The sequence below is a fragment of the Pseudomonas graminis genome (genome assembly GCF_900111735.1).
In the GTDB taxonomy this organism is placed as follows: domain Bacteria; phylum Pseudomonadota; class Gammaproteobacteria; order Pseudomonadales; family Pseudomonadaceae; genus Aquipseudomonas; species Aquipseudomonas graminis.
The window spans coordinates 229,935-251,070 of record NZ_FOHW01000003.1 but is presented as its reverse complement, the minus strand read 5'-3'; the positions used below and the strand labels follow the sequence as shown (position 1 = coordinate 251,070).

20 protein-coding genes are annotated in these 21,136 nt (G+C 61.5%); 8 read left to right on the top strand and 12 right to left on the bottom strand.

Annotated elements, in window-relative coordinates:
* Nucleotides 1–36 precede the first annotated feature (36 nt).
* Nucleotides 37–1,002, top strand: a complete 966-nt coding sequence (gene araH, locus BMY98_RS04500) for an L-arabinose ABC transporter permease AraH (protein WP_074885377.1) — start codon at nucleotides 37–39, stop codon at nucleotides 1,000–1,002.
* Nucleotides 1,003–1,175: 173 nt separating this feature from the next.
* Here the strand turns inward: araH and BMY98_RS04495 are convergent, their stop codons facing one another.
* The 5 genes from BMY98_RS04495 to BMY98_RS04475 form a co-directional block, all read right to left on the bottom strand.
* Entirely contained in the window at nucleotides 1,176–1,646 is a 471-nt protein-coding gene (locus BMY98_RS04495; protein ID WP_074885254.1) for a helix-turn-helix domain-containing protein, read from the bottom strand.
* 312 nt (nucleotides 1,647–1,958) lie between these two features.
* On the bottom strand, nucleotides 1,959–2,597 hold the full coding sequence (locus BMY98_RS04490; RefSeq protein ID WP_074885251.1) for a PqiC family protein: 639 nt from the start codon (nucleotides 2,595–2,597) through the stop codon (nucleotides 1,959–1,961).
* Nucleotides 2,594–4,270 carry a PqiB family protein gene (locus tag BMY98_RS04485; protein WP_074885249.1) on the bottom strand — a complete coding sequence of 559 codons (1,677 nt, stop codon included), beginning with the start codon at nucleotides 4,268–4,270 and terminating at the stop codon, nucleotides 2,594–2,596. The genes BMY98_RS04490 and BMY98_RS04485 overlap by 4 nt, the downstream gene beginning before the upstream one ends.
* On the bottom strand, nucleotides 4,260–4,877 hold the full coding sequence (locus BMY98_RS04480; protein WP_074885246.1) for a paraquat-inducible protein A: 618 nt from the start codon (nucleotides 4,875–4,877) through the stop codon (nucleotides 4,260–4,262). The genes BMY98_RS04485 and BMY98_RS04480 overlap by 11 nt, the downstream gene beginning before the upstream one ends.
* Nucleotides 4,874–5,572 carry a paraquat-inducible protein A gene (locus BMY98_RS04475; RefSeq protein WP_245760017.1) on the bottom strand — a complete coding sequence of 233 codons (699 nt, stop codon included), beginning with the start codon at nucleotides 5,570–5,572 and terminating at the stop codon, nucleotides 4,874–4,876. Before BMY98_RS04475 ends, BMY98_RS04480 begins: the two co-directional genes overlap by 4 nt.
* Before the next feature lie 327 nt (nucleotides 5,573–5,899).
* On the opposite strand from BMY98_RS04475, the gene BMY98_RS04470 reads away from it, so the two are divergent.
* Nucleotides 5,900–6,256: an SPOR domain-containing protein gene (locus tag BMY98_RS04470; protein ID WP_074885243.1), complete on the top strand. Its 357-nt coding sequence runs from the start codon at nucleotides 5,900–5,902 to the stop codon at nucleotides 6,254–6,256.
* A gap of 152 nt (nucleotides 6,257–6,408) precedes the next feature.
* Here the strand turns inward: BMY98_RS04470 and BMY98_RS04465 are convergent, their stop codons facing one another.
* Entirely contained in the window at nucleotides 6,409–6,729 is a 321-nt protein-coding gene (locus BMY98_RS04465; RefSeq protein WP_074885241.1) for an ElaB/YgaM/YqjD family protein, read from the bottom strand.
* 201 nt (nucleotides 6,730–6,930) lie between these two features.
* Between BMY98_RS04465 and BMY98_RS04460 the strand changes: the two genes are divergently transcribed.
* Nucleotides 6,931–7,188, top strand: a complete 258-nt coding sequence (locus BMY98_RS04460; protein ID WP_074885371.1) for a hypothetical protein — start codon at nucleotides 6,931–6,933, stop codon at nucleotides 7,186–7,188.
* A gap of 155 nt (nucleotides 7,189–7,343) precedes the next feature.
* Here the strand turns inward: BMY98_RS04460 and BMY98_RS04455 are convergent, their stop codons facing one another.
* A complete protein-coding gene (locus BMY98_RS04455; RefSeq protein ID WP_074885238.1) occupies nucleotides 7,344–7,826 on the bottom strand; it encodes an LEA/WHy family protein in 483 nt (160 codons plus the stop codon).
* A 97-nt stretch (nucleotides 7,827–7,923) separates the two neighbouring features.
* Nucleotides 7,924–9,327 (bottom strand): nucleobase:cation symporter-2 family protein, encoded by a 1,404-nt coding sequence (locus BMY98_RS04450; RefSeq protein WP_074885235.1) that lies wholly within the window; start codon nucleotides 9,325–9,327, stop codon nucleotides 7,924–7,926.
* Between the two features lie 225 nt (nucleotides 9,328–9,552).
* Between BMY98_RS04450 and BMY98_RS04445 the strand changes: the two genes are divergently transcribed.
* Both BMY98_RS04445 and BMY98_RS04440 read left to right on the top strand, forming a co-directional pair.
* Nucleotides 9,553–9,846, top strand: coding sequence for an ArsR/SmtB family transcription factor (locus BMY98_RS04445; RefSeq protein WP_074885369.1), 294 nt, complete (start codon nucleotides 9,553–9,555; stop codon nucleotides 9,844–9,846).
* A gap of 668 nt (nucleotides 9,847–10,514) precedes the next feature.
* Nucleotides 10,515–11,948 (top strand): NAD-dependent succinate-semialdehyde dehydrogenase, encoded by a 1,434-nt coding sequence (locus tag BMY98_RS04440; RefSeq protein WP_074885231.1) that lies wholly within the window; start codon nucleotides 10,515–10,517, stop codon nucleotides 11,946–11,948.
* A 169-nt stretch (nucleotides 11,949–12,117) separates the two neighbouring features.
* Here BMY98_RS04440 and BMY98_RS04435 read toward each other — a convergent pair whose 3' ends face one another.
* Together BMY98_RS04435 and BMY98_RS04430 are read right to left on the bottom strand one after the other, a co-directional pair.
* On the bottom strand, nucleotides 12,118–12,900 hold the full coding sequence (locus tag BMY98_RS04435; RefSeq protein WP_074885228.1) for an exodeoxyribonuclease III: 783 nt from the start codon (nucleotides 12,898–12,900) through the stop codon (nucleotides 12,118–12,120).
* A gap of 107 nt (nucleotides 12,901–13,007) precedes the next feature.
* Entirely contained in the window at nucleotides 13,008–14,105 is a 1,098-nt protein-coding gene (locus tag BMY98_RS04430) for an AbrB family transcriptional regulator (protein ID WP_074885225.1), read from the bottom strand.
* Nucleotides 14,106–14,206: 101 nt separating this feature from the next.
* Between BMY98_RS04430 and BMY98_RS04425 the strand changes: the two genes are divergently transcribed.
* Complete coding sequence (locus BMY98_RS04425; protein WP_074885221.1) at nucleotides 14,207–15,109, top strand: LysR substrate-binding domain-containing protein; 903 nt, start codon at nucleotides 14,207–14,209, stop codon at nucleotides 15,107–15,109.
* Between the two features lie 64 nt (nucleotides 15,110–15,173).
* Nucleotides 15,174–15,395 (top strand): hypothetical protein, encoded by a 222-nt coding sequence (locus tag BMY98_RS04420; protein ID WP_074885218.1) that lies wholly within the window; start codon nucleotides 15,174–15,176, stop codon nucleotides 15,393–15,395.
* 89 nt (nucleotides 15,396–15,484) lie between these two features.
* Here BMY98_RS04420 and BMY98_RS04415 read toward each other — a convergent pair whose 3' ends face one another.
* Nucleotides 15,485–15,988, bottom strand: coding sequence for a nucleoside 2-deoxyribosyltransferase (locus BMY98_RS04415; protein ID WP_074885215.1), 504 nt, complete (start codon nucleotides 15,986–15,988; stop codon nucleotides 15,485–15,487).
* A gap of 163 nt (nucleotides 15,989–16,151) precedes the next feature.
* Between BMY98_RS04415 and BMY98_RS04410 the strand changes: the two genes are divergently transcribed.
* Entirely contained in the window at nucleotides 16,152–17,828 is a 1,677-nt protein-coding gene (locus BMY98_RS04410) for a VRR-NUC domain-containing protein (RefSeq protein WP_074885212.1), read from the top strand.
* A 587-nt stretch (nucleotides 17,829–18,415) separates the two neighbouring features.
* Here the strand turns inward: BMY98_RS04410 and BMY98_RS04400 are convergent.
* Nucleotides 18,416–21,124 (bottom strand): DEAD/DEAH box helicase, encoded by a 2,709-nt coding sequence (locus BMY98_RS04400; protein WP_074885208.1) that lies wholly within the window; start codon nucleotides 21,122–21,124, stop codon nucleotides 18,416–18,418.
* Nucleotides 21,125–21,136: the final 12 nt, after the last annotated feature.

The following is a 21,136-nucleotide window of genomic DNA, read 5'->3' as shown; positions in this document are numbered from 1 at the left end:
ATGAAAACGGCTATGAAAAATAAGAACGAGGTGCGTATGTCTACCGAATCCAGCCTGACGGCTCCCCGCCAAGGCATGAACCTGCGTCGATTCGTCGACGACTGGGCGATGCTCATGGCTGCACTGGGCATTTTTGTGCTCTGTGCGCTGCTGATCGACAACTTCATGTCGCCGCTGAACATGCGTGGCCTGGGCCTGGCCATTTCCACGGTCGGCATTGCCGCCTGCACCATGCTCTACTGCCTGGCATCCGGGCATTTCGACCTGTCGGTCGGTTCGGTGCTGGCGTGTTCAGGCGTGATTGCCGGGATCGTGATTCGCGACACCGACAGCGTGTTTCTGGGCGTATCGGCGGCGCTGGCCATGGGCTTGCTGGTCGGGCTGATCAACGGCATCGTCATCGCAAAGCTGCGCATCAACGCGCTGATCACCACCCTGGCGACCATGCAGATTGTCCGGGGGCTGGCTTACATATTCTCCAACGGTAAAGCCGTGGGCGTCGGCGACGAGGCCTTCTTCGTGTTCGGTAACGGTCAGCTGTTTGGCGTGCCGGTGCCGATTCTGATCACCATCGTCTGCTTTATATTCTTCGGCTGGCTGCTGAACTACACCACTTATGGGCGCAACACGCTGGCCATCGGCGGCAACCAGGAAGCGGCGTTGCTGGCAGGTGTCCACGTCAACCGTACCAAGATCCTCATCTTCGCCGTGCACGGCCTGATTGGCGCGCTGGCCGGTGTGGTGCTGGCCTCGCGCATGACCTCGGGTCAGCCAATGATCGGCCAGGGTTTCGAGCTGACGGTGATTTCTGCATGCGTGCTGGGCGGCGTTTCCCTGAGCGGCGGCATCGGCATGATTCGCCATGTCATCGCCGGGGTGTTGATTCTGGCGATCATCGAAAATGCCATGAACCTGAAGAACATCGACACGTTCTACCAATATGTGATTCGCGGCACGATCCTGCTGCTGGCGGTGATCATCGACCGGTTGAAGCGTCGCTGATCAGGCTTCGATGAACGTGCGCTGCGTGGGGCTGGTACTTCCCCACGCAGCGCTGCGTTAGGGTGACCCCCCTCGCCAGTCCCCGCTCATTTGTCCGAGCACGTTCAACCCCACATATCCCAATCCCTGGACACCCCTCGCTCTGGCACCCTTCGCTCTGGCAACAACCCGCATTACACGAGTTTCGAAGTCTCGAAGATCAGCCGCATCGTCGCCTGAGCCAGCGACTGAGCTTCAATGCGTATCGTCTCCAGCTGCACTGTGGCCTCGGTGGACCGGGGGTCGTGGTTACGCACTTCAATAAGCTGCGTCAACTGCAGCGAAGCGTCGATGAGGCCGTAAAGATTGCGGTGCAACTGATGGGTGACCTTAGTCAGGTGGGGGTATACGTCCGGGTTGTCTTGAGGATCAATCACCGGTGCCGTCTTCACCGCGTCGGCAGAGGACCTGTTGCCGCTCATGACATAGTTCAGGTCAACGCCGGCTTCCGCGATGCGAAGCAGATAATCGGCTTTCGGTGACCGGGTGCCGTTTTCGTAATTGCCCTGTGCGTTGGTTTCGACGCCGCCAATTGCGCCCAATGCACTCTGCGACAGCTTCAACCTGTTGCGTTCCTGCCTGAGTCGCAGGCCAATGCCTTTCATATATTCAACTCCATTTGACCATCCCTGACGTTAGCAGCTGATTGCGTACCCATGGATCGACTCGGCTTCGCGAATGAGCAGATCAACGCAAACGGATGCAGTTTCTGAGGCTTCAACTAGTCAGAACCGGCGAAACAATAACGTTATCTGTTTCGATTGTGGATCCGAACTTAGCGTGTTGTAGGAGTTTTCTCAAGCAGTTGTATGACAACTATTCGTATGATGGGTTTTTAAAGGGTGGTGCAGCGCTTTGAATGGCGGGGGCGAAGCAGTTGGGCAACCGGGCACGTGAGGTGCCCGGTGTCGATGCGATCAGGAAGGGCAGCGGGCATCAGGTTGACGCGCCCATTGCGTGGCGGTGCGGGCGATTGTATCGGCCAGCGTCGAAACGGCTTTCTGGTGCGCGACCACCAGATTTTCCATACCAATACCGGCCGGTTGGCGAATGACGCTGCTGCAGGTGAGGGTCTGCCGTTTGCTGCCGGGCCCGGCACCGCCACCACGCAGGCTCAAATTCCAGACCACGTCGATCAGCGCGTATTGATCCAGCACCGATTCAAAGCGACGGACGTCAGCGCGCACCGAGAGCGCCGGCTGGTCACTTTGTTTGGGCAAGCCCGCGAGATCCCGGGAGCCAAAGCGCCGCTCCAGCTGCCCGGTCAGTGCGTCGTGGAACTCATCGCCCAATGGCGCGCCCCAGCGCTCGTTCTCCAGAATCGCCAGGCTGCCGTTGCCCTGGCGGATGACCAGCGGCGGCTGATCGACCTGCACCGGCATGAGCACCGCCTGCATTTCAAACTGGAACGGCGCCTGGCTCACACTGGCCGGCGCCGGAGTGGCCGGCGCGATCAATGTGTAATAGTGGGTCGGCGTAGAGGCGCAGGCCGTTACACCGAGCGCACAGGCCAACGCGAGGAAAGAGTTTCGGAAAGTAGAGCTACGTAAGGTCATTGAGCAGGCTCCGGAGCGATTTCGCGGGAAGAGGACGATCCTTTGTAAGAGCCTGGCGCAGCATCACCCGACCGGCCACGAATCAGCGACTCAGGATGACGACTGAGGAAGTCGGTCAATACCCGCACCGAGCGTGCCGTGCGCTGCACTTCTTCCATGGCCTGACCCAATTGCTGACGCGCCGGGGAGTCATCCGACAACGTTTCGTTGGCCGTGCCCAGGGTTTTCTGCGCTTGTTGCAACGCGCCGCGCATCTGAGGCAACACGTCGCTGTTGACCTGCTTCATGGTTTTCTGAAGTTCGATCAGGCTGCCGTTGAGGTTCTTCGCCAGGTCGTCGAGGGGGATTTTGCCGAGCTTGTCGACGAACGCCTGCAACTGCTCTTGCAGTTTGTCGAAGCTGCCGGGCACCGTCGGAATCTCCAGCGGCCGGGCTTTGGCGTTGTATGAGACTTTTGGCGCCTTGGGGTCGAAATCCATGGCAACGTAAAGTTGCCCTGTCAGCAGGTTGCCGGTACGCACTTGAGCACGCAGGCCACGTTCAATGAATTGCCCGAGAACCCTCGATGTTTTTTCTTCATCGTCGCCTGCGCCTGCCTGCTGCTGCAGCTTGTCATTGGCCGCACCCAGTCGCTGGGGATAAATGACTGCACCGACGATGCCGGGGAACGTGCCCGTGGCGGCGTCGTAGTCGAGATCCACCGAGACCACTCGGCCTATATTCACGCCGAGGAAGTCCACCGGGGCATTGACCACCAGGCCCCGCAGCGACTGGTTGAAGCGCATGCGGATGTATTTGGGCTCGCCATCGGGCGGCGCCAGTGCCGTGGCCTGGTCTTCGAACAGTTTGAATTCAGCATTGCCGTCGGCGATCTTGGCGTCCGGGCTGTATTTGGGTTCGCGGAAGGCGATACCGCCGGACAGGATCGACGCCATGGACTGGGTCGACACTTTCAGGCCCGAGGCGCCAAGGGTCACGTCCACGCCGCTGGCGTTCCAGAAGCGCGAGTCAGTAAGCACATATTGATCATTGGGCGCGCCAACGAAAATCTCGACATCGACGCCCTTGCCGTCCTTGGCCAGTTCGTAGGCCACGACCTGACCCACCTGAATACGGCGGAAGTACACCGGCGAGCCGATGTCCAGCGAGCCGAGGTCGTCGGTGTGCAGAATGAAACGCTTGCCTTTCTCCCCGAAGGTGACGGCTGGCGGGGTTTCCAGACCGGTGAAGTCTTTTTTGGTTTCTTCAGAGCTGCCGGCATCGGCGCCAATGAAGGCGCCCGACAAGAGGGTGTCGACGCCGGTGACGCCGTGGGCGCCGATGCGCGGACGCACCACCCAGTACTGCGTGTCCGCACGGGTGAAGGGCACGGCCGACTGGTTCAGGTCGATGCTCGCCAGCACGTGGGTGCGGTCATCGCTTAATTCGATGTCGGTGACGATGCCGATGACCACGTTCTTGTACTTGACCTGGGTTTTCTTGGCCTCCAGACCTTCGGCCGTCAGGAAGCTCACCACCACCTTGGGGCCGACGTTGAGGAAGTCATGAACCACCATCGACAGGCCGATCAGGGCCGCGACGATCGGCACCAGCCAGACCAGTGAAACGCGCACCTTGCGGGCCTTGACCTGGGGGCGGGTCGGCGGGGATGGGGGTAGGGTGTTATCGGACATCTTCAACCTCTGCGTCCCAGATTAGCCGGGGATCGAACGTCATGGCGGCAAGCATGGTCATCACCACCACCAAACCAAAAAACAGAATGCCAAGGCGCGGCTCGATGGTGCTGAGCCCGCGAAACTGCACCAGCGCTGCGACCAGCGCGACCACCAGCACATCGAGCATGGACCAGTAGCCGATCAATTCGATGAAGCGAAACAGCCGCGAACGTTCGCGCATCGCCCAGGTGCTGCGGCGCTGGCATGTCACCAGCATCAGGCCCAGCACCAGAAACTTTATGCAGGGCACAACCACGCTGGCGATGAAAATCAGAATGGCGATGTCCCACGAGCCGCCTTCGGCAAACTCGATCACTCCGCTCATGATGGTGTTCTCGCTGCTGCTGCCGAGCATCGTCGTGTACATCACCGGCAACAGGTTGGCTGGAATGTAGAAGATCAGCCCGGCGATCAGAAAGGCCCAGGTGCGCGTCAGACTGTTGGGCTTGCGCCGATGCACGGGCGAATCGCAGCGCGGGCATTCATGGGCGTCTTCCGGGCAGACGTAACTGCAGACGTGGCACAGGGTGACTTTGTACTCGCGGGCGTACGGAATGCCGTTCATTCGGGTCTGACTCCCAGTTCGTCCCACAGGCGGCGGATGTCTTTGCCGGCGATCAACAGGATCAGCACCATCAGCATTGCCATGGCCCACAGGCCTGCGCCCGGGTGTACGTCCAGCATGCCTGCCAGCTTGACGATCGCCACCAGAATGCCCAGCAGGCACACCTCCAGCATGCTCCAGGGGCGCAGGTGTTCGAGGGTGCGCATGCACATTTTGAAACCGGGGGCGATCTGGCCGCGATGGGCGTGGGCCAGCACCCAGAACAGCAGGGCAATCTGGAGCGCCGGCGCAAGAATGATGGCCAGCCCTGCGACCAGGGCGATCAGCGTGATCTGACCCTGGGCCAGCGCTTGAACCGACCCCCACAGCGTCACCTCGTTGTGCAGGCCCTGCATGCTGATGCTGATGACCGGGAACACGTTGGCGAAAATGAACAAGATGCAAGCCGCGATACTCAGGGCGAGCAACTGTTCGACGGTGAGCCGATGGTTGCGACGGAGGATCGCGGCGCAGCGCAGGCAGTAGGCAGCTTCGCCTTTATTCAGAGGGATGGACTCATAGACCGAGTCGCAATGCTCGCAGATGATCCATTGATCAGCGCGGCTCTGCGTTTCGGCGACCGCTGGCGGCTGCTCGCTTGCATGAGCCTGGCGGTGAGGAATGTCAGTCATCGGCGTGGGCGTCGCGGAATTCATGGGCGTGGTCGGGATTGATCGGGTGTGTTCGACTGCGCGCCCGTGTGGCGGGCGGGTAGCGATACCCTGTCAGTGAAGCGCAGGGCGGCATTGGCTGAAGTGAACGTCATGACGGTGCGCCTGCGAAAAGACTTGAGAGATTGACCACAGTGCCATCATCGCGTTCGGTTATTTTTCAGGCCCGGCAGCAATCTTCGAGGGGCTCTGTCACTGGCGAGGGGTGAAAACGCGTTCATGGCTGTCGCCGAGCAGTGTACCGGCTGGACGCTCAACTCGCACTCGCCTGCGGTGGTAGACTCCCGCCACTTCAAACGAGGAGCGACAGACGTGCGCAAGATGGCAATGATGGTGGCGGTGTTGATGCTGGCGGGTTGTGATGGCGGCAAGCCCGCAACGCCCGCCCAGGTTCCGAGCACTGATTCGACCGCAGAAGCGCCGACGCCCGCTTCGCAGAAATGGACCATTCGTGTCCATTTGAAAGAAGCGCTGAGCGACATGACCTATTGGCTGGTCGAGCACCATTACCCGTCTTACGTGGTGAAGGTCGATGGCAGGGAAGTGGTGATGATCGGGCCGTTCGAATCCCGGGCAGACGCCGAGAAAGCCAAAACGGAGATCGACGCCGCGATGGTCAAGGGGCATCGCTTGTCGCAGTTGGAAGTGATCGCGCCGCGGTCACAATAATTTCCAAGGTGATCCGCGCTGAAGGCGGTTCCACCGTTCAAGTAGGACCGGCTTCAGCCGGGAAGAGGCCAGCGCAACCACTCACAATGTCAGGGTCTAACGCGCGAAATCTCCCGGCCAAATCCAATCTTGCTACGGCGTCAAACGTTTAATCAACGACGGCCCAGCAACAAACCTACCACTAGACCGAAGCCCGCAGAGACCGCTACGGTCTGCCATGGGTGGCCGCCGATGTAGTTTTCGGTGGCATCAACGGCTGGCTTGGCGCGTTCGCGCACGCTGCCCACGGATTCCAGCGCCTGCTTGAGCTTCTGGCTCAGTTGAGCACGCATGGTGTCGGCTTCTTCGCCTACCAGTGAGGCGCTGTCCTTGAGCAGCTTGTCGGACTCTTCGATGAGGGCGGCCAGTTCGCTGAACGCTTGATCCTTGATCTGTTCTACAGCGGCGTTTTGGGCAGCAGTTTTACGAGCCATGGCTAATTTCCTTTCAGTGGTTATGGCAGTGTGCAATGGAGTTTTGAGCGCCTGAAAAGTTGCAGCCCAATTGCGCCGGCGGCCAAAAAGTACAACGAATGGGGTCGGGATTCATCGTCGGCAGGTGTAAGATGCTGACGCTTTTCGAGCCAGTCACCGGCTCCGTTTATGCGTTTCGTTTTGCACATCGAGGTACATATCATGAGCTACAACCTGGCCAATAAAACCCTTCCGGAACGCGCTGCCATCGAGGACGAAAAGTCTCGCCTGTTCGATCTGTGGCAGAGCAATCTGGGCAAGGCCAAGGCTGACGCCGCCCGGCTGATGGGCGAACGGGCCAAGCGCAAGGGCAAATGGTCGGAGTGGGTGCGCGGCGAACTCGACGCCATGTCGCCGCCGGAGTACGCCAACATGGTCCGCGCCGAAGTCAATCGTCTGGTGGCGGCTGCGCGGGGCTGAGGCAGTCAATCCCACCCATTGTGGGACCGGCTTTAGCCGGGAAGAGGCCCGCCGTGGCGACTTCATTTTTGCCCATGTTTGCGGTGTGGCGCCTCACGCTTTCCCGGCTAAGGCCGTTCCCACCAACCGCGCAAAGAAGGTCATTCAGCGCGCCATTACCAGCTGCCGTTAGCCGGTTTCGGCAGGCTCAGTGTGCCGCTGTCCTCAAAGCGCATGGTGCCAAACAGTCCGCCGGCCAGCTTGCCGTGCAGCTCATAGGGCAGGTTGTCCAGCCGCTGCTGATCAGCGAGGCCCACCGCTTGGCGCAGGGCGGCAAAGGCAGAAACGGTGACCGGCACCGTCAGTACGCCCTCGGAGAAACGGCCGATCGTGCCTTTTTGATCGCTCACGCCGGACGCCAGCAAGCGGCCGTTGACGTCCAGATTCAGGGCCACGCCGTCGTACTGGATGTCAGTGTCGTTGGGATTCTGCAAGCGCAGCTTCACGGCAAAGCGGATTTCCAGATCCTGACCGGGCAGAGGATCGATGCCGACCACGTTGATGTTCAGCGGATCGCGGTTGGGAAACAGCGCGCAGGCACTCAGTGCGAGCACCATGGTCAGGCCGGCGAGGAGGGTGCGGAGCAGGCGTAGCGGCATCGGTGACTCCCGTGGCAGGCGGCTGGGGCGCAACACGCCCCTTCAAACGTCCTGACGATTCAAGTGTGCGACCTCGCGCGCCCGAAGAGGTTCTGCTTCAGGGCTGGAGGGGCGGGTCTTGCAGCACCTTCAACGTCGCGGCTTCCGGGTCGAATTCGGTGAGCTCGGGCTCCTGATATTCCTCCGGCAGGAAGATATTGAGGATGATCGCGCAGAACGCGCCGACGGTGATGGGCGATTCGAAAATGTTGTGCAGCGCCTTGGGCAGCTCGCGCAGGACCTCCGGAACGGCCGCGACGCCCAGGCCCATGCCCAGGGAAATCGCCACGATCAGCATGTTGCGGCGATGCAGGCCGGCCTCCGAGAGGATCTTGATGCCGGCCACCGCGACGGTGCCGAACATGATCAGCGTCGCGCCGCCCAGCACTGGCTTGGGCATCAGTTGCAGCACGGCGCCGATGATCGGGAACAGGCCCAGCAGGACCAGAATCCCGGCGATGAAAAACGCTACGTAGCGGCTGGCCACACCGGTCAGCTGAATGACCCCGTTGTTCTGCGCGAACGTCACCATGGGCAGGCTGTTGAACGTCGCGGCCAGTGCCGAGTTCAGCCCATCGGCCAGCAGCCCCGACTTGATCCGGCGGATGTACACCGGCCCGCTTACCGGCTGCTGGGAGATCATCGAGTTGGCGGTAAGGTCCCCGGCGGCCTCCAGCGGCGACACGAGAAAGATCACCGCGATCGGGATGAATGCCAGCAGATCGAAGGAAAAGCCGTATTTGAAGGGCACCGGCAGGCTCATCATTGGCACTTGGGGCATCTGCGCGAAATCCACCCGCCCCATGAACCAGGCGACGGCGAAGCCCAGGGCCAAGGCGATGATGATCGCACTCAGGCGCAGTAACGGGATGTTGAACCGGTTGAGTACCACAATGGTGATCAGCACTAGCCCTGCCAGGCCCATGTTCGCAGCCGAACCCAGGTCGCTGGCGCCGAAGCCGCCGGCCATGTCGGTCATCGCCACTTTCAACAGCGACAGGCCCATCAGGGTAATGATCGTGCCGGTAACCACCGGGGTGATCAGCTTGCGCAATCTGCCGATGAACTGGCTGAGGACGACCTCGACGAACGCTGCGCAGAAGCACACGCCGAAGATCGTCGAGAGAATTTCGTCCGTGCCGCCGCCGCGACTCTTGACCAGAAAGCCGGCGCTCAGAATCACGCTGAGAAACGAGAAACTGGTGCCCTGCAGACACAGCAGGCCCGAGCCGATCGGGCCGAAGCGTTTGGCCTGAACGAAGGTGCCCAGTCCGGAGACGAACAGCGCCATGCTGATCAGGTACGGCACTTCGCTGTCGAGCCCCAGCACGCTGCCGACGATAAGGGTAGGGGTGATGATGCCGACGAAACTGGCCAGCACGTGCTGCAACGCCGCGAAGATCGCGGCGGTGAAATGGGGCCGGTCATCGAGCCCGTAAATCAGGTCAGTGGGTGCTGGCATGGCAGTCGGTCATGGGAAAAAGTGCGCGCAGGATGCCAGAAAACACCACTCAGGTCAGCGGGCAGCCTCGGGTGGTTCGCAGGCAAATTCTGCCGGCGCTGAACCATCCTCTGCGAAGAGCCTCCATAGTGATGGCCGCCACACGCAGTGACCGTCATTAGCCTGTCGAGTTGGTTCTGCAGTATCTCTGGACAAGGAGGTTTTTACTGAGGCTTCACGATGATCATGAGCACGGCACAGCAGTTTCCGTTGAGTGAGTCACAAATCGCATTGATAGCCCGGGCGCTGGCGGACAGCCGCCGCTTCCGGATTCTGGTTCAGATCGGCGAAAGCGAAAAGGCGCTGCCATGCGCCGAGGTGCTGAAGGTCCATCCGGTCAGCGCCGCCACCGTTTCCCACCACACCAAAGAGCTCGAACGCGCTGGCCTGATTGCCACCCTGCGCGAAGGCAAATACGCCAGCTTCATGATCCAGCGCGATGTGCTGCACGCCTACGCCCGGCAGTTGATGCAGATCTAGCGCGCTCCGCGTGGTCTGAAGGACGCGGAGCGTCCGGGGCGCTGTTACCATGCGGAGCGTGGGAACAATCAACAAAGCACCCGGGTCCGTGTTACTGCGCGGAGCGTGGGAACAATCAACATCTGGGGTAACCAAACCGGCCCCTTCCCGGCTAAAGCCGGTCCCACTAACAGCACCGCATGCCGTCAGTGGGACCGGCTTCAGCCGGGAAGCTTTTGCTTGGCTTCTGATCTGCTTTTGATCTTCGTGCGCAGAAAGCTCAGTCACCGCCAATCGCGACTTGGGTGCAGGCTGAACGAAGGTCTCGTGGAGTGGGCCGAGCCGCATGGATGCGGCGAGAGCGCCGTCAGGACATGGATGTCCGTTCGGCGCGGGCCCACGGAGCGAGACCGGAGTGAAGGAACCCTGACGAAGGAAGGGCCAAACCAGGAGCAGGCACTTTTGCTTACTTTTGGTGCTTTTCAAAAGTAAGTCGCCGAAGGCGAAACAGTCTGCCCCCAGGCAGACGCCCTTGATCGTCCTCAGCCCCATTGAAAATCACCCTGGCCGCCCCTATCTCTCTGGATGTCCGCAACCGATCCGACCCGATCGCGAGCCGCGCGCATCCCTGAGGGGCCGGCGCGCCTTTCTTCCCTCCGCCTCCCCGCGAGGCGCATCCGGAGTTCCCCATGTACCCAGACGTTCAACTGCTCATCGACGGTCAATGGCGTGCCAGCGCAGACGGCCGCACCCTCAACGTCATCAACCCGGCCAATGGCGAAACCCTCGGCACCGTGGCCCACGCCGACATCACCGACCTGGACCAGGCGCTGGCAGCGGCCGAGCGCGGCTTCGAAACCTGGCGCAGCACCCCGGCCTACGACCGCTACAAAATCATGCAGAAAGCCGCCAACCTGCTGCGCGACCGCGTCGATCACATTGCCAACATCATGACCCGCGAGCAGGGCAAACCCCTGGCCGAAGCGCGCATGGAAACCCTGTCCGCTGCCGACATCATCGACTGGCTGGCCGAAGAAGGCCGCCGTGCCTATGGCCGCCTCGTGCCATCGCGCAACGTCTCGGTCGAACAGAAAGTCATCAAGGAACCGGTCGGTCCGGTGGCGGCCTTCACGCCGTGGAACTTCCCGATCAACCAAGTGGTGCGCAAGCTGTCCTCGGCGCTCGCGGCCGGCTGCTCAATCATCGTCAAGGCCCCGGAAGAGACCCCGGCGTCGCCAGCCGAACTGGTGCGTGCCTTCGTCGATGCCGGCGTTCCGGCGGGCGTCATCGGCCTCGTTTTTGGCGACCCGGCGCAGATCTCCAGCTACCTGATCGCGCACCCGACCATCAAGAAAGTCACCTTCACCGGCTCGACCCCGGTCGGTAAACAGCTCGCCGCGCTGGCCGGGCAGCACATGAAGCGCGCGACCATGGAACTCGGCGGCCATGCCCCGGCGCTGGTATTCGACGACGCGGATATCGACCTGGCCGCACGCACGCTGGCCGGCACCAAGTTCCGCAACGCCGGGCAGGTCTGCGTGTCACCGACGCGCATTCTGGTCCAGCGTGGTGTGTTCGATGCATTCGTCGAGAAGTTCGTCGGCCACACCCACGAGCTGAAAGTCGGCAACGGGCTGGAGCAGGGCGTGACCATGGGCCCGTTGGCCAACGAGCGACGCATTCCGGCGTTGAGCGCGTTGATCAAGGACGCCAGCGACAAGGGCGCCAAGGTCCACGTCGGCGGTAACGCCATCGAAGGGCCAGGCTACTTCTTCCAGCCCACCGTCATCAGCGGTCTGACCACTGAGATGCGCATCATGAACGAAGAACCGTTCGGCCCGGTGGCGCTGCTGGTGCCGTTCGACACGGTGGAAGATGCGGTGAAGGAGTCCAACCGGGTGCCGTTCGGCCTGGCGTCCTACGCGTTCACCTCATCGATGAAAACCACCCACATCCTCAGCACCCGCATCGAAGCCGGCATGCTGTCGATCAACCATCAGGGCATCGGTCTGGTTGAAGTGCCGTTTGGCGGCATCAAGGACTCCGGCTACGGGTCCGAAGGCGGCACCGAAGCGATCGAGGCGTACCTGAATACCAAGTTGGTTACGGTATTTAACGTTTAACGGCATGCGGTAACGTTGAAAAAAAGCCCACCCTTTGGTGGGTTTTTTTTTGGGCTGCCGCGGGACGCTTGCGGCTATCCAATTTTTACCGGCGCTGTCGTTCCACAGATTCATCGAACCGGCCGACATCCGAATCAGCCCACCGTGTGGCAGCGTGAAGACTGTTCCATCAAACCTTTAACTCAATCCATGTCGGTGCATGATCACTGGCGTGGGGAAGGTCCCTGACCCAGCGATCCACCCCCGCGTTTTTCAGCTTGTGCGCCAGGTCTTTGCTCAACAGCAAGTGGTCAATGCGCAGGCCGGAGTTGGTCTTCCAGTGATTGCGGAAATAATCCCAGAACGTGTAAATGCGCTCGTCCGGGAATTTCGCGCGCAAGGCGTCGGTCCAGCCCTGGTCCAGCAGGCGCTCAAAGCACGCGCGGCTTTCCGGTTGCAGCAAGGCATCCTTCAGCCATGAGCGGGTGTTGTAGATGTCGTCATCGGTGGGGATGACGTTGTAGTCCCCGGCCAGCACCACCGGATGCTCGCTCTTGAACAGCGAGTCGGCGTGTTTGATGAAATGCTCGAACCAGTCCAGCTTGTACTCGAACTTCGGCCCCGGCTGTGGGTTGCCGTTGGGCAGGTACAGGCAGCCGACGATCACGCCCTGAACGGCCGCCTCCAGATAGCGGCTGTGGCTGTCCTTTTCGTTGCCCGGCAGACCCCGGCGAATCTCCAGCGGCTCACTGTCCCGGGACAGAATCGCCACGCCGTTCCACGAGGGCTCGCCCTGCCAGATCACCCCGTAGCCGGCATTGCGGATGTCATCGGCGGGGAAGGCCGTGTCGGCGGCCTTCAGTTCCTGCAGGCAGACGATGTCGGGCGCTTCCTTTTCCAGCCACTGCAACAGAATGGGCAAACGTGCGCGGATGCCGTTGATGTTGAACGTGGCGATTTTCAGCGTGGCCATGGCGTCCGCCTCCAGTGAGTGTGAAGCGTTGGAGGTCGCCGGATCGCTGAAGATTCCATCGGCGTGCGCGCCGCTGCCTTTCGCTACGATCAGCCGGCTTCTCCGATTCAGGCAAAGCGGTGCGAGACGCGAATCACCTGCCGGGCGATGTACGCGCCGGTCACAATCACAGCGAACAATCGCAGCGTCTGCATCGCCAACACGAAGCCGACGTCCGAATGGGTATCGATGGCAATGATCGCCATCGCATCAAGGCCCCCGGGGCTGGTGGCCAGGTACACCGAGAGAAAATCCTTGCCCATGATTTCAGAGATGCCCCAGGCCGACAGCGCGCAGAGCAGAATCAGCACCAGCGCCCCGGCAATCATCGCGGGCAGCCGCCGCCAGACGTAGGCGATGGTCACGCGGTCGAAGCGCAAACCGATGTAACTGCCGATCGCGCCGTAGGCAATCGCCAGCACCCAGGTGGGCAGGGTGATCTGCAGCACGCCGCTCAATTGCAACGCGCCGCCTAGCAGCAAAGGCACCAGCAATGCCCCGGCCGGCAAGCGACTGCCGAGCATCACGCCGACCCCGATCACCAGCAGGCTCAGCCCCAGATTGAGCAGATTCATCCCGTGCAGCAGCGCGTCCGTACTGTGGGCATCGGAACCCCCGGCATCGGCGCCGATCAGCCGACTGACCAGCGCACCAACCATTACCACGCAGACCACTCGCACGTATTGCATGGTGGCAACCACCCGGGAGTCGGCGCCGTAATCTTCGGACATCGCAACCATCGCCGAGGCCGCCCCCGGTGAGGTCCCCCACGCCGCCGTGCTGCTCTGAATGCCACCCCAGCGCGCCATGGCGATGCCGACCACCGCGCTCAACGCGACCGTGAGCAGGGTGGCGAAGACCATCACGTGCCACGACTGCATCGCCGCGAGCAACACGCCGACGGTCATGGAGTGGGCGACCAGCACGCCGACCGTGCCCTGACCCAGGCGGAACACCTGCTTGTTCAGGCGAACGCTGGCACCGGCGACCCCGAAGCCGATGGCCACCAGCATGGGACCGAGAAACAGTGCCGCGGGGATGTGGAAGTATTTGAACAGTTGGCCGGCGCTACCAGCCATGAGGATGAGCAGCAACCATTGGGTCAGCGGGTGCTGGTGGGCGAGGGCGAACGAGGCGGGACGGGGCAACGCGGATCTCCAGAGCATTGGCTTTCCTGATAGGTGTCTTCCAATGACGCCCAGTATCGACAGCGCAATCGATCAAGTCTATTTTCTAATAATCATGAATTGATAACTTTGGTTGATATATGGACCTGCGTGACCTGACCTACTTCGAAACCATCGCCGAGCTCGGTCATCTGGGGCGCGCGGCGGAAAAGCTTAATCGCAGTCAGCCGGCGCTGACCAAAAGCATCCAGCGGCTGGAGGAGTCCTTCGGCACCAAGCTGTTCCAGCGCGACGGTCGCAGAATCAAGCTCACGCCGGTCGGCGAACTGCTCCAGGCGCGGGGCAAGGTGTTGCAGCAAAGCATCGCCCAGACCCAGCGCGAGGTGCGTGATTTCGCCAGCGGCGCGGTAGGGGATATCCGCCTGGGCTGTGCGGCGACCATGGCCGAGTACCTGCTGCCCGAACTGACCAGCGCGCTGCTCAAACGCTCGCCGCAGGTGACGCTCAAGCTGGTGATCGGTCAGGACGACATGCTGCGCGAGCAGCTGCGCTCCGGGCACCTGGACATGATCATTTGCGCCCAGCGCGGTGCCGAAGAGGAGTTCACCTTTTACCCGATCCTTACCGACGAAGCGGTGGTGATCGCCAGCCGCAATCATCCGATTTTCAAAGCGCCATTCCAGATGCGCGACTTGTGTCGCTATCGCTGGGTGCTGCCGCCGTCCGGGGTGTCTTCGCGCATCTGGGTCGACGACGCCTTCGCCCGCCACGACCTGCCGCTGCCGGACGTGCAGATCGAGTCCAACTCGATTTCCCTCTTGCCGCGACTGATCGCCCAGACCAGCCTGCTGAGTTTCATCGCCCGGGAGACGCTGGAGTTCGGCAAAAACATGCAGGACCTGCGCGAGGTGCAACTGGAACAGACCACGATGACGCGGACCCTTTGCGTCATGCTGCGCCGCGAGGGCTATCTGTCCCCAGCCGCCCACGCCATGGTGCAGATGCTGCGCGATGACGGCGGGTCTTTCCTCAATTTGTCCTGACCTGTGCTTTACCCCGCCGGGTGGGTTAGCCTGCTTAACGACATTCAATCACGGAGCGTCAACGATGCAGCTACTGATGCAGGTACAGACAAGCCAGCCGGACACCCATGCAATGGCCTGGTTTGCCCATGAGGGCGAGCATTTTGGCGGCGATCAGTCGCCCCTCAACGATGCCGATTCCGACGAGGATCGCGACCCGGAGGCGGAGCTTGATCTGAGCGACCTGGACCTGGACGGGTTTGCCGACGCTGACAAGCTGGACATCAGTTCGTCGAATCTGGAATAGGCGAGGGCGTTGGCGATCGCTGACCTTGATGACGACACTGCAGATGGATCTGCCGTCAGATAACCTGCAGGAGCGACCGGGGTATGGGTTCAGTCAGCGAGATGCGCAGCCAGCGACTCAATCGCTTCTTCGGCCGTCTCGCTGCTGCCGGCCCAGGTACACGCCAGCATCAAATTGCGCGGCAGGCCGAAATCTTCCACCTGAAACCCCTGCGCGTCGAAGCCCGCCGCGTCATGGGCGATCTGCTCGCGCAACGAGCCATTCGCCGCGAAATACGCCCATACCGGCTTGCCCAGCGCAACGGCCATGCCCACTTCGAAGGCCGTACCTGAATCCGGCTCGGCGCCGCGAAACGGATTGAGATTGGCCAGCACCGCGTCGCAGGCTTTGATCATCTCGATATTGGCGTTGCAAATGACGGCGGCGGCTTCTTCAGGCATCAGCCCTTGCGGCACTTCGTTGTCAAAAGGGTACAGCCCCTCGAGACCGTGCTGATCGCAAAGGGCTTTCAACGCGCGGCCGTGATCGATAGCGTCGGCGCGAAACACGTCGAACCCCGCGAGATAAACGAGGGGTTTGCCGGCGGAAGGCATGGCGATCTCCTTGAAAGTGCGTGGAGGGAGTGTAGCGGGTGCGCAGCGCCCTTTGGTCCGCGCCGTTGATCGGGCCGCCGCCATCCTACAGCAGTCAGGGCTGGAATCTGTACGGATAACCAGTATCCTCACGCTCTCCCGTCAGCCTTTACGTGACCTCGCCGTGAGCCTTTCCCCCCTCGACAATCCGTTTTATTACCTGGAAAACTTCCGCCAGGTGCTGAACTGGATCGCCCAGCGCTACGACGACCTGCTCGATGAAGACGAGCGGCGTTTTATCGACGACTTTGCCCAACTGCCGCAACCTGCACAGGCCTTACTGGTGCGCATGGTCATGCGCAAGGGCACGCTGTTTCGCGCCAGCAAGCTGGATTACGCAGAAATTGGCGATGTCCGGTTGGCTGCCGCGCCGCTGCTGGAATCAGGCTGGGTGGACGGCCAGCCCCATCTGGACCTTCACGCGCTGTTCGCGTTGCTGCGCAAGGACGAGCTGGGCCAGTGTTTCAAGGCCCACGGCGTCAAAATTGCGGAGAAAAAATCCGACCTCTTGCAGCGCCTGCTGCCGATATACGAATCGCCCCAGCGGCTGGAACACTGGTTTGCCGGGTTCGAAGAAGTGATCTTCGCCCTCCAGGTGATGCCGTTGTGCGACCGGCTTCGCTTGTTGTACTTCGGCAACCTGTACCAGGAGTGGTCGGAGTTCGTGCTGGCGGACCTGGGCATCTATCGCTATGAAAAAGTCGAATTTTCCGTCGAATCCCGTGGCATCAACCAGCGCGCCGACATCGACATCTGCCTGCACCTGCACACCTGCCGACAGGCGCTGGACGACGGCATGGCACTGGCCGACCTGGCGCCGCAGGCGCTGGCCGTCGAGACCGATAATCCCTGGCTGGCCATGCGTCGCGCCAAGTTGTTGTTCAAGATCGGTCAGCAGGCCGAACGCGAACAGGACTGGCCGCTGGCATTGAGCGTCTACGCGCAGTCCAGCTACCCCGGCGCCCGTGTGCGCAGGATTCGCGTGCTCGAACGTAGCGAGCAATTCCTCGAAGCCATGACGTTGTTGCTGGAAGCGCAATCGGCGCCGGAAAACGATGAAGAAACCCAACACCTGGTGCGCATCCAGCCGCGTCTCAAGCGCAAGCTGGGCGAGGGCAGCGTGCAGAAGAGGATGAAACGGACGGTTAGCCGGCTCGACCTGAGCGTGCTGCCACTGCCCGATCACAGCGTCGAACGGCTGATTCAGCAGCACTTGGCGGAAGAGGGCAGCGAGGTGCATTACGTCGAAAACGCCCTGGTCAATTCGCTGTTCGGCCTGCTGTGCTGGCGGGCGATCTTTGCGCCGCTGCCGGGGGCGTTTTTCCACCCCTTCCACAGCGCACCGAGCGACCTCTACAGCCCGGACTTCTACCAGCGCCGCGCAACCCTGTTCGACGAATGCCTGGCGCAGCTCGATGACCAGCGCTACGAAGCGGTGATTCGCGACACCTACGCCAGCAAATTCGGCCTGCAATCGCCCTTCGTTTTCTGGGGCACCCTGACCCCGGAGCTGCTGGATCAAGCGCTCCACTGCCTGCCGGCGCAGCACCTCAAACGCTGGTTCCGACGCCTGCTGCAAGACATCAAAGCCAACCGCACCGGCATGCCCGACCTCATCCAGTTCTACCCCGAACAACGCCGCTACCGAATGATCGAAGTCAAAGGCCCCGGCGATCGCCTGCAAGACAACCAACTGCGCTGGATCGACTTCTGCGCCGAACACGAAATGCCGGTGGTGGTGTGCTATGTGAAATGGGCGGAAGAAGAAGAAGAAGAAGAAGAAGTGCGGGCGGTGGGGTGAGCTGGGATTGGCTGACGCGGGGACAGATTAATTTACGGTGAAGCGGTGTAAATAAATCAGTCCCCTTTAAACACCAGTAGGACCGGCTTCAGCCGGGAATGGACGCGGAGCGTCCCGGGATGCATACCCACGCGGAGCGTGGGCACGATCAGAGAATTGATGGCGCCTGCACCGGCCCCTTCCCGGTTAAAGCCGGTCCCACTATCAGCACCCGGTATCCCCTGTAGGACCGGCTTCAGCCGGGAAGCTTTTGCTCTGCTTTTGCTCTGCTTTTGCTCTTCAAACACAAAAAGTTCAGACACCGCCAATCGCGACTTGGGTGCAGGCCGAACGCAGACGACGCGGAGTGGGCCGAGCCGCATGGATGCGGCGAGAGCGCCGTTAGGACATGGATGTCCGTTCGGCGCGGGCCCACGGAGCGTCGTCGGAGTGAGGGAACCCGACGAAGTCGGGCCAAACCAGGAGCAAGCACCCTTGGTTACTTGGGGTGCTTTTCCAAGTAACTCGCCGAAGGCGAAACAGTCTGCCCCCAGGCAGACGCTTGTGATCTTAAGGATCTTGATCTTGATCCTAAAAACAAACCCGCCTTATCGCTTCACCTTTTTGGCCACCACCGGCAACGGCGCAAACAACGCCGCAATATCCTCATCCTGCAACTTCCAGTCCCCGGCCTTGCGCCCATCCAGCACACCCGCCGCCAGCGCCGCCTTCTCCTGCTGCAAATGCTGAATCTTCTCCTCCACCGTCCCCCGAGCAATCATCTTGTAAACGAACACCGGCTTATCCTGACCAATCCGATACGCTCGATCCGTCGCCTGATTCTCCGCCGCAGGGTTCCACCACGGATCGTAGTGAATCACCGTATCGGCCGCCGTCAGATTCAACCCCGTGCCGCCTGCCTTCAAACTGATCAGAAAAATCGAATGCTTGCCGCTCTGGAAATCCTGCACCGGCACCCGCCGATCCTTGGTCTTCCCCGTCAACAGCGAATACGCGATCCCGCGCTGCTTCAACTCCGCCTCGATCAACTCCAGCATCGACGTGAACTGCGAGAACAACAGAATTTTGCGATTCTCCGCAAACAACTCCTCCAGCATCTCCATCAGACTGTCGAGCTTGGCCGAACTCGACTGCCGCGGATTGACCGGCGCACTGTTCACCAGCCGCAGATCACAGCAAACCTGACGCAGCTTGAGCAACGCTTCAAGAATGATGATCTGACTGCGCCCCACGCCTTTGCGGGTGATCTCGTCGCGCACCTTCTTGTCCATCGCCAGACGCATGGTCTCGTACACATCGCGCTGGGTGTCGTTGAGTTCGACCCAATGGACGATCTCGGTCTTCGGCGGCAGCTCGGTGGCAACCTGTTCCTTGGTCCGGCGCAGCAGGAACGGCTTGATCCGCGCGTTGAGGTGCTCCAGGCGCTGCTCATTGCCGAACTTCTCGATCGGCGTGCGGTAATTGCTGTTGAACTGCTTGGCATCCCCCAGCCAGCCGGGCATCAGGAAATGGAACAGCGACCACAGCTCGCCCAGGTGGTTTTCCAGCGGCGTGCCGCTCAGGCACAGACGCTGGCGGGCATTCAACTGACGCGCGGCCTGCGCCGCTTTGCTGTTGGGGTTCTTGATGTATTGCGCTTCATCGAGCACCAGCACATGCAGCAGTTGCTGGCTGAGCACCTCGACATCACGGGGCAGCAGGGCGTAGGTGGTCAGGATCAGGTCGTAATCCTGCAGGCGCTTGAAATCCTGATGCCGCTGGGTGCCAAACAACGCCAGCACCTTCAGTTGCGGCGTGAAGTGCTTCGCCTCATCCACCCAGTTGGGGATCAGGCTGGTGGGCATCACCACCAGCGCCGGCCGGTCGAGACGCCCGGCCTGTTTCTCCAGCAGCAGGTGCGCCAGGGTTTGCAGGGTCTTGCCCAGGCCCATGTCATCGGCGAGCACGCCGCCGACCTCCAGCTCGCGCAACGCTTGCATCCAGCTCAGGCCTTCCAGCTGATAAGGCCGCAACGTCGCATTCAGGCCTACCGGCACCTCGCCGCGCACATCCTTGATGTTCACCAGTCGTTCGGAGAACTGCCGCAGCCGGTCGCCGCCCTGCCACACCAGCGGCAGGTCATCCAGCTGCCGCAGCCGTGCAGCATCGGCGGTGTTCAGGCGAATGGCGTTGTTGCCGTCCTCGCGCCAGTAGAAATCGCCCAGGGTCGCCAGCACCGGTTTCAGCCGCCCATAAGGCAGCGCCACCTGAATCGGCACGCCGCCGCGCTGGGTGAAATGGTTGAGCTGAACCAGCAACTGCTCGTCGTCCCGACGCTTGGCGATGCCGCTGGCGGTCATCAATTCCGGGTGCGTGCGCAGCAGGTTGATCAGGATCGGCAGCAGGCTCAGCCGCTCGCCGTTGACGATGATCCCCAGCTCCAGATCGAACCAGTCCCGCTCAGGCTCGTCGTCGACCACGGCATACCAGTCGTCCACCGGCGTGACGTCGAAGCCGAAGTCTTCGCTCATTTCGATCTGCCAGCCTTCGGCGCGCAGCCGGGGCAACTCGTCGAGAATGAAGCTCAGCCAGGCCTTGTCGGTGGCCAGTTCGAACATCTCGCCGGCACTGTCCGGCAGCGCCTTGCTCTGCCGGGTGGCGATGCGAAAGCCCAGCTCCTGCAGCTGCTTGCGGTACTCGCCTTCACGCTCCGGATGGCGGCGCGTGCGCAATATTTCGTCCGGCAGGTGCCAGAGGATGTCGCCGCCACGGCCGGGGGCGGGCACACCGGACACATAGGATTCCCGGTAGCGGAACGCCAGGGCCGCGCGGTGCTGGATGTGCCGCTGCATCTTGCCGTTACGGGGCTCGTAGGCGCTGTATTCGAAGCTGGCGAGTATCAGCCGTGGCTCGGGTTTGATGTTCTTTTCCAGGCGCTCGGGCAACTTGGGTTTTTGCTCGACGACTTTCGGCCTGCGGGCAACCGATTCGCCGTCGACCGCAGCGAGAATGCCGGGGCTGTTTTCCGGGTCCTGCAAAAAGAACAGCGCCGCCGCACAGTGCTTGCAGTTGTTTCTGACCGGGCAGGTGCATTTGCCGACAATGAAGTTGCGCGTGCGCTCCGGGTCCTTGAACAACAGCGTCTGGGTGTAGACCTCCAGGCTTGAGCCCCGGCAAACCGTGCGCACGACATCTCCGCTCAAGTGTTCGAGCATCACGCGCTGCTGCCGCGCGTACTCCAGACCCCGCTCGACGGATTGCGTTTTGAACAGCGGTTCCCACGGCAGGGCGAGGGCTTTTTCCAGGTTGGACGCCACGTCTAGGCCTGC

Coding starts and splice junctions, on each gene's coding strand:
- BMY98_RS04465 (WP_074885241.1), bottom strand. CDS start 6,729: ATGGCTCGTAAAACTGCTGCCCAAAACGCCGCTGTAGAACAGATCAAG.
- BMY98_RS04435 (WP_074885228.1), bottom strand. CDS start 12,900: ATGGCCACGCTGAAAATCGCCACGTTCAACATCAACGGCATCCGCGCA.
- BMY98_RS04425 (WP_074885221.1), top strand. CDS start 14,207: ATGGACCTGCGTGACCTGACCTACTTCGAAACCATCGCCGAGCTCGGT.
- BMY98_RS04495 (WP_074885254.1), bottom strand. CDS start 1,646: ATGAAAGGCATTGGCCTGCGACTCAGGCAGGAACGCAACAGGTTGAAG.
- BMY98_RS04460 (WP_074885371.1), top strand. CDS start 6,931: ATGAGCTACAACCTGGCCAATAAAACCCTTCCGGAACGCGCTGCCATC.
- BMY98_RS04455 (WP_074885238.1), bottom strand. CDS start 7,826: ATGCCGCTACGCCTGCTCCGCACCCTCCTCGCCGGCCTGACCATGGTG.
- BMY98_RS04415 (WP_074885215.1), bottom strand. CDS start 15,988: ATGCCTTCCGCCGGCAAACCCCTCGTTTATCTCGCGGGGTTCGACGTG.
- BMY98_RS04475 (WP_245760017.1), bottom strand. CDS start 5,572: ATGAATTCCGCGACGCCCACGCCGATGACTGACATTCCTCACCGCCAG.
- BMY98_RS04490 (WP_074885251.1), bottom strand. CDS start 2,597: ATGACCTTACGTAGCTCTACTTTCCGAAACTCTTTCCTCGCGTTGGCC.
- BMY98_RS04420 (WP_074885218.1), top strand. CDS start 15,174: ATGCAGCTACTGATGCAGGTACAGACAAGCCAGCCGGACACCCATGCA.
- BMY98_RS04480 (WP_074885246.1), bottom strand. CDS start 4,877: ATGAACGGCATTCCGTACGCCCGCGAGTACAAAGTCACCCTGTGCCAC.
- BMY98_RS04450 (WP_074885235.1), bottom strand. CDS start 9,327: ATGCCAGCACCCACTGACCTGATTTACGGGCTCGATGACCGGCCCCAT.
- BMY98_RS04445 (WP_074885369.1), top strand. CDS start 9,553: ATGAGCACGGCACAGCAGTTTCCGTTGAGTGAGTCACAAATCGCATTG.
- BMY98_RS04440 (WP_074885231.1), top strand. CDS start 10,515: ATGTACCCAGACGTTCAACTGCTCATCGACGGTCAATGGCGTGCCAGC.
- BMY98_RS04430 (WP_074885225.1), bottom strand. CDS start 14,105: ATGCTCTGGAGATCCGCGTTGCCCCGTCCCGCCTCGTTCGCCCTCGCC.
- BMY98_RS04485 (WP_074885249.1), bottom strand. CDS start 4,270: ATGTCCGATAACACCCTACCCCCATCCCCGCCGACCCGCCCCCAGGTC.
- araH (WP_074885377.1), top strand. CDS start 37: ATGTCTACCGAATCCAGCCTGACGGCTCCCCGCCAAGGCATGAACCTG.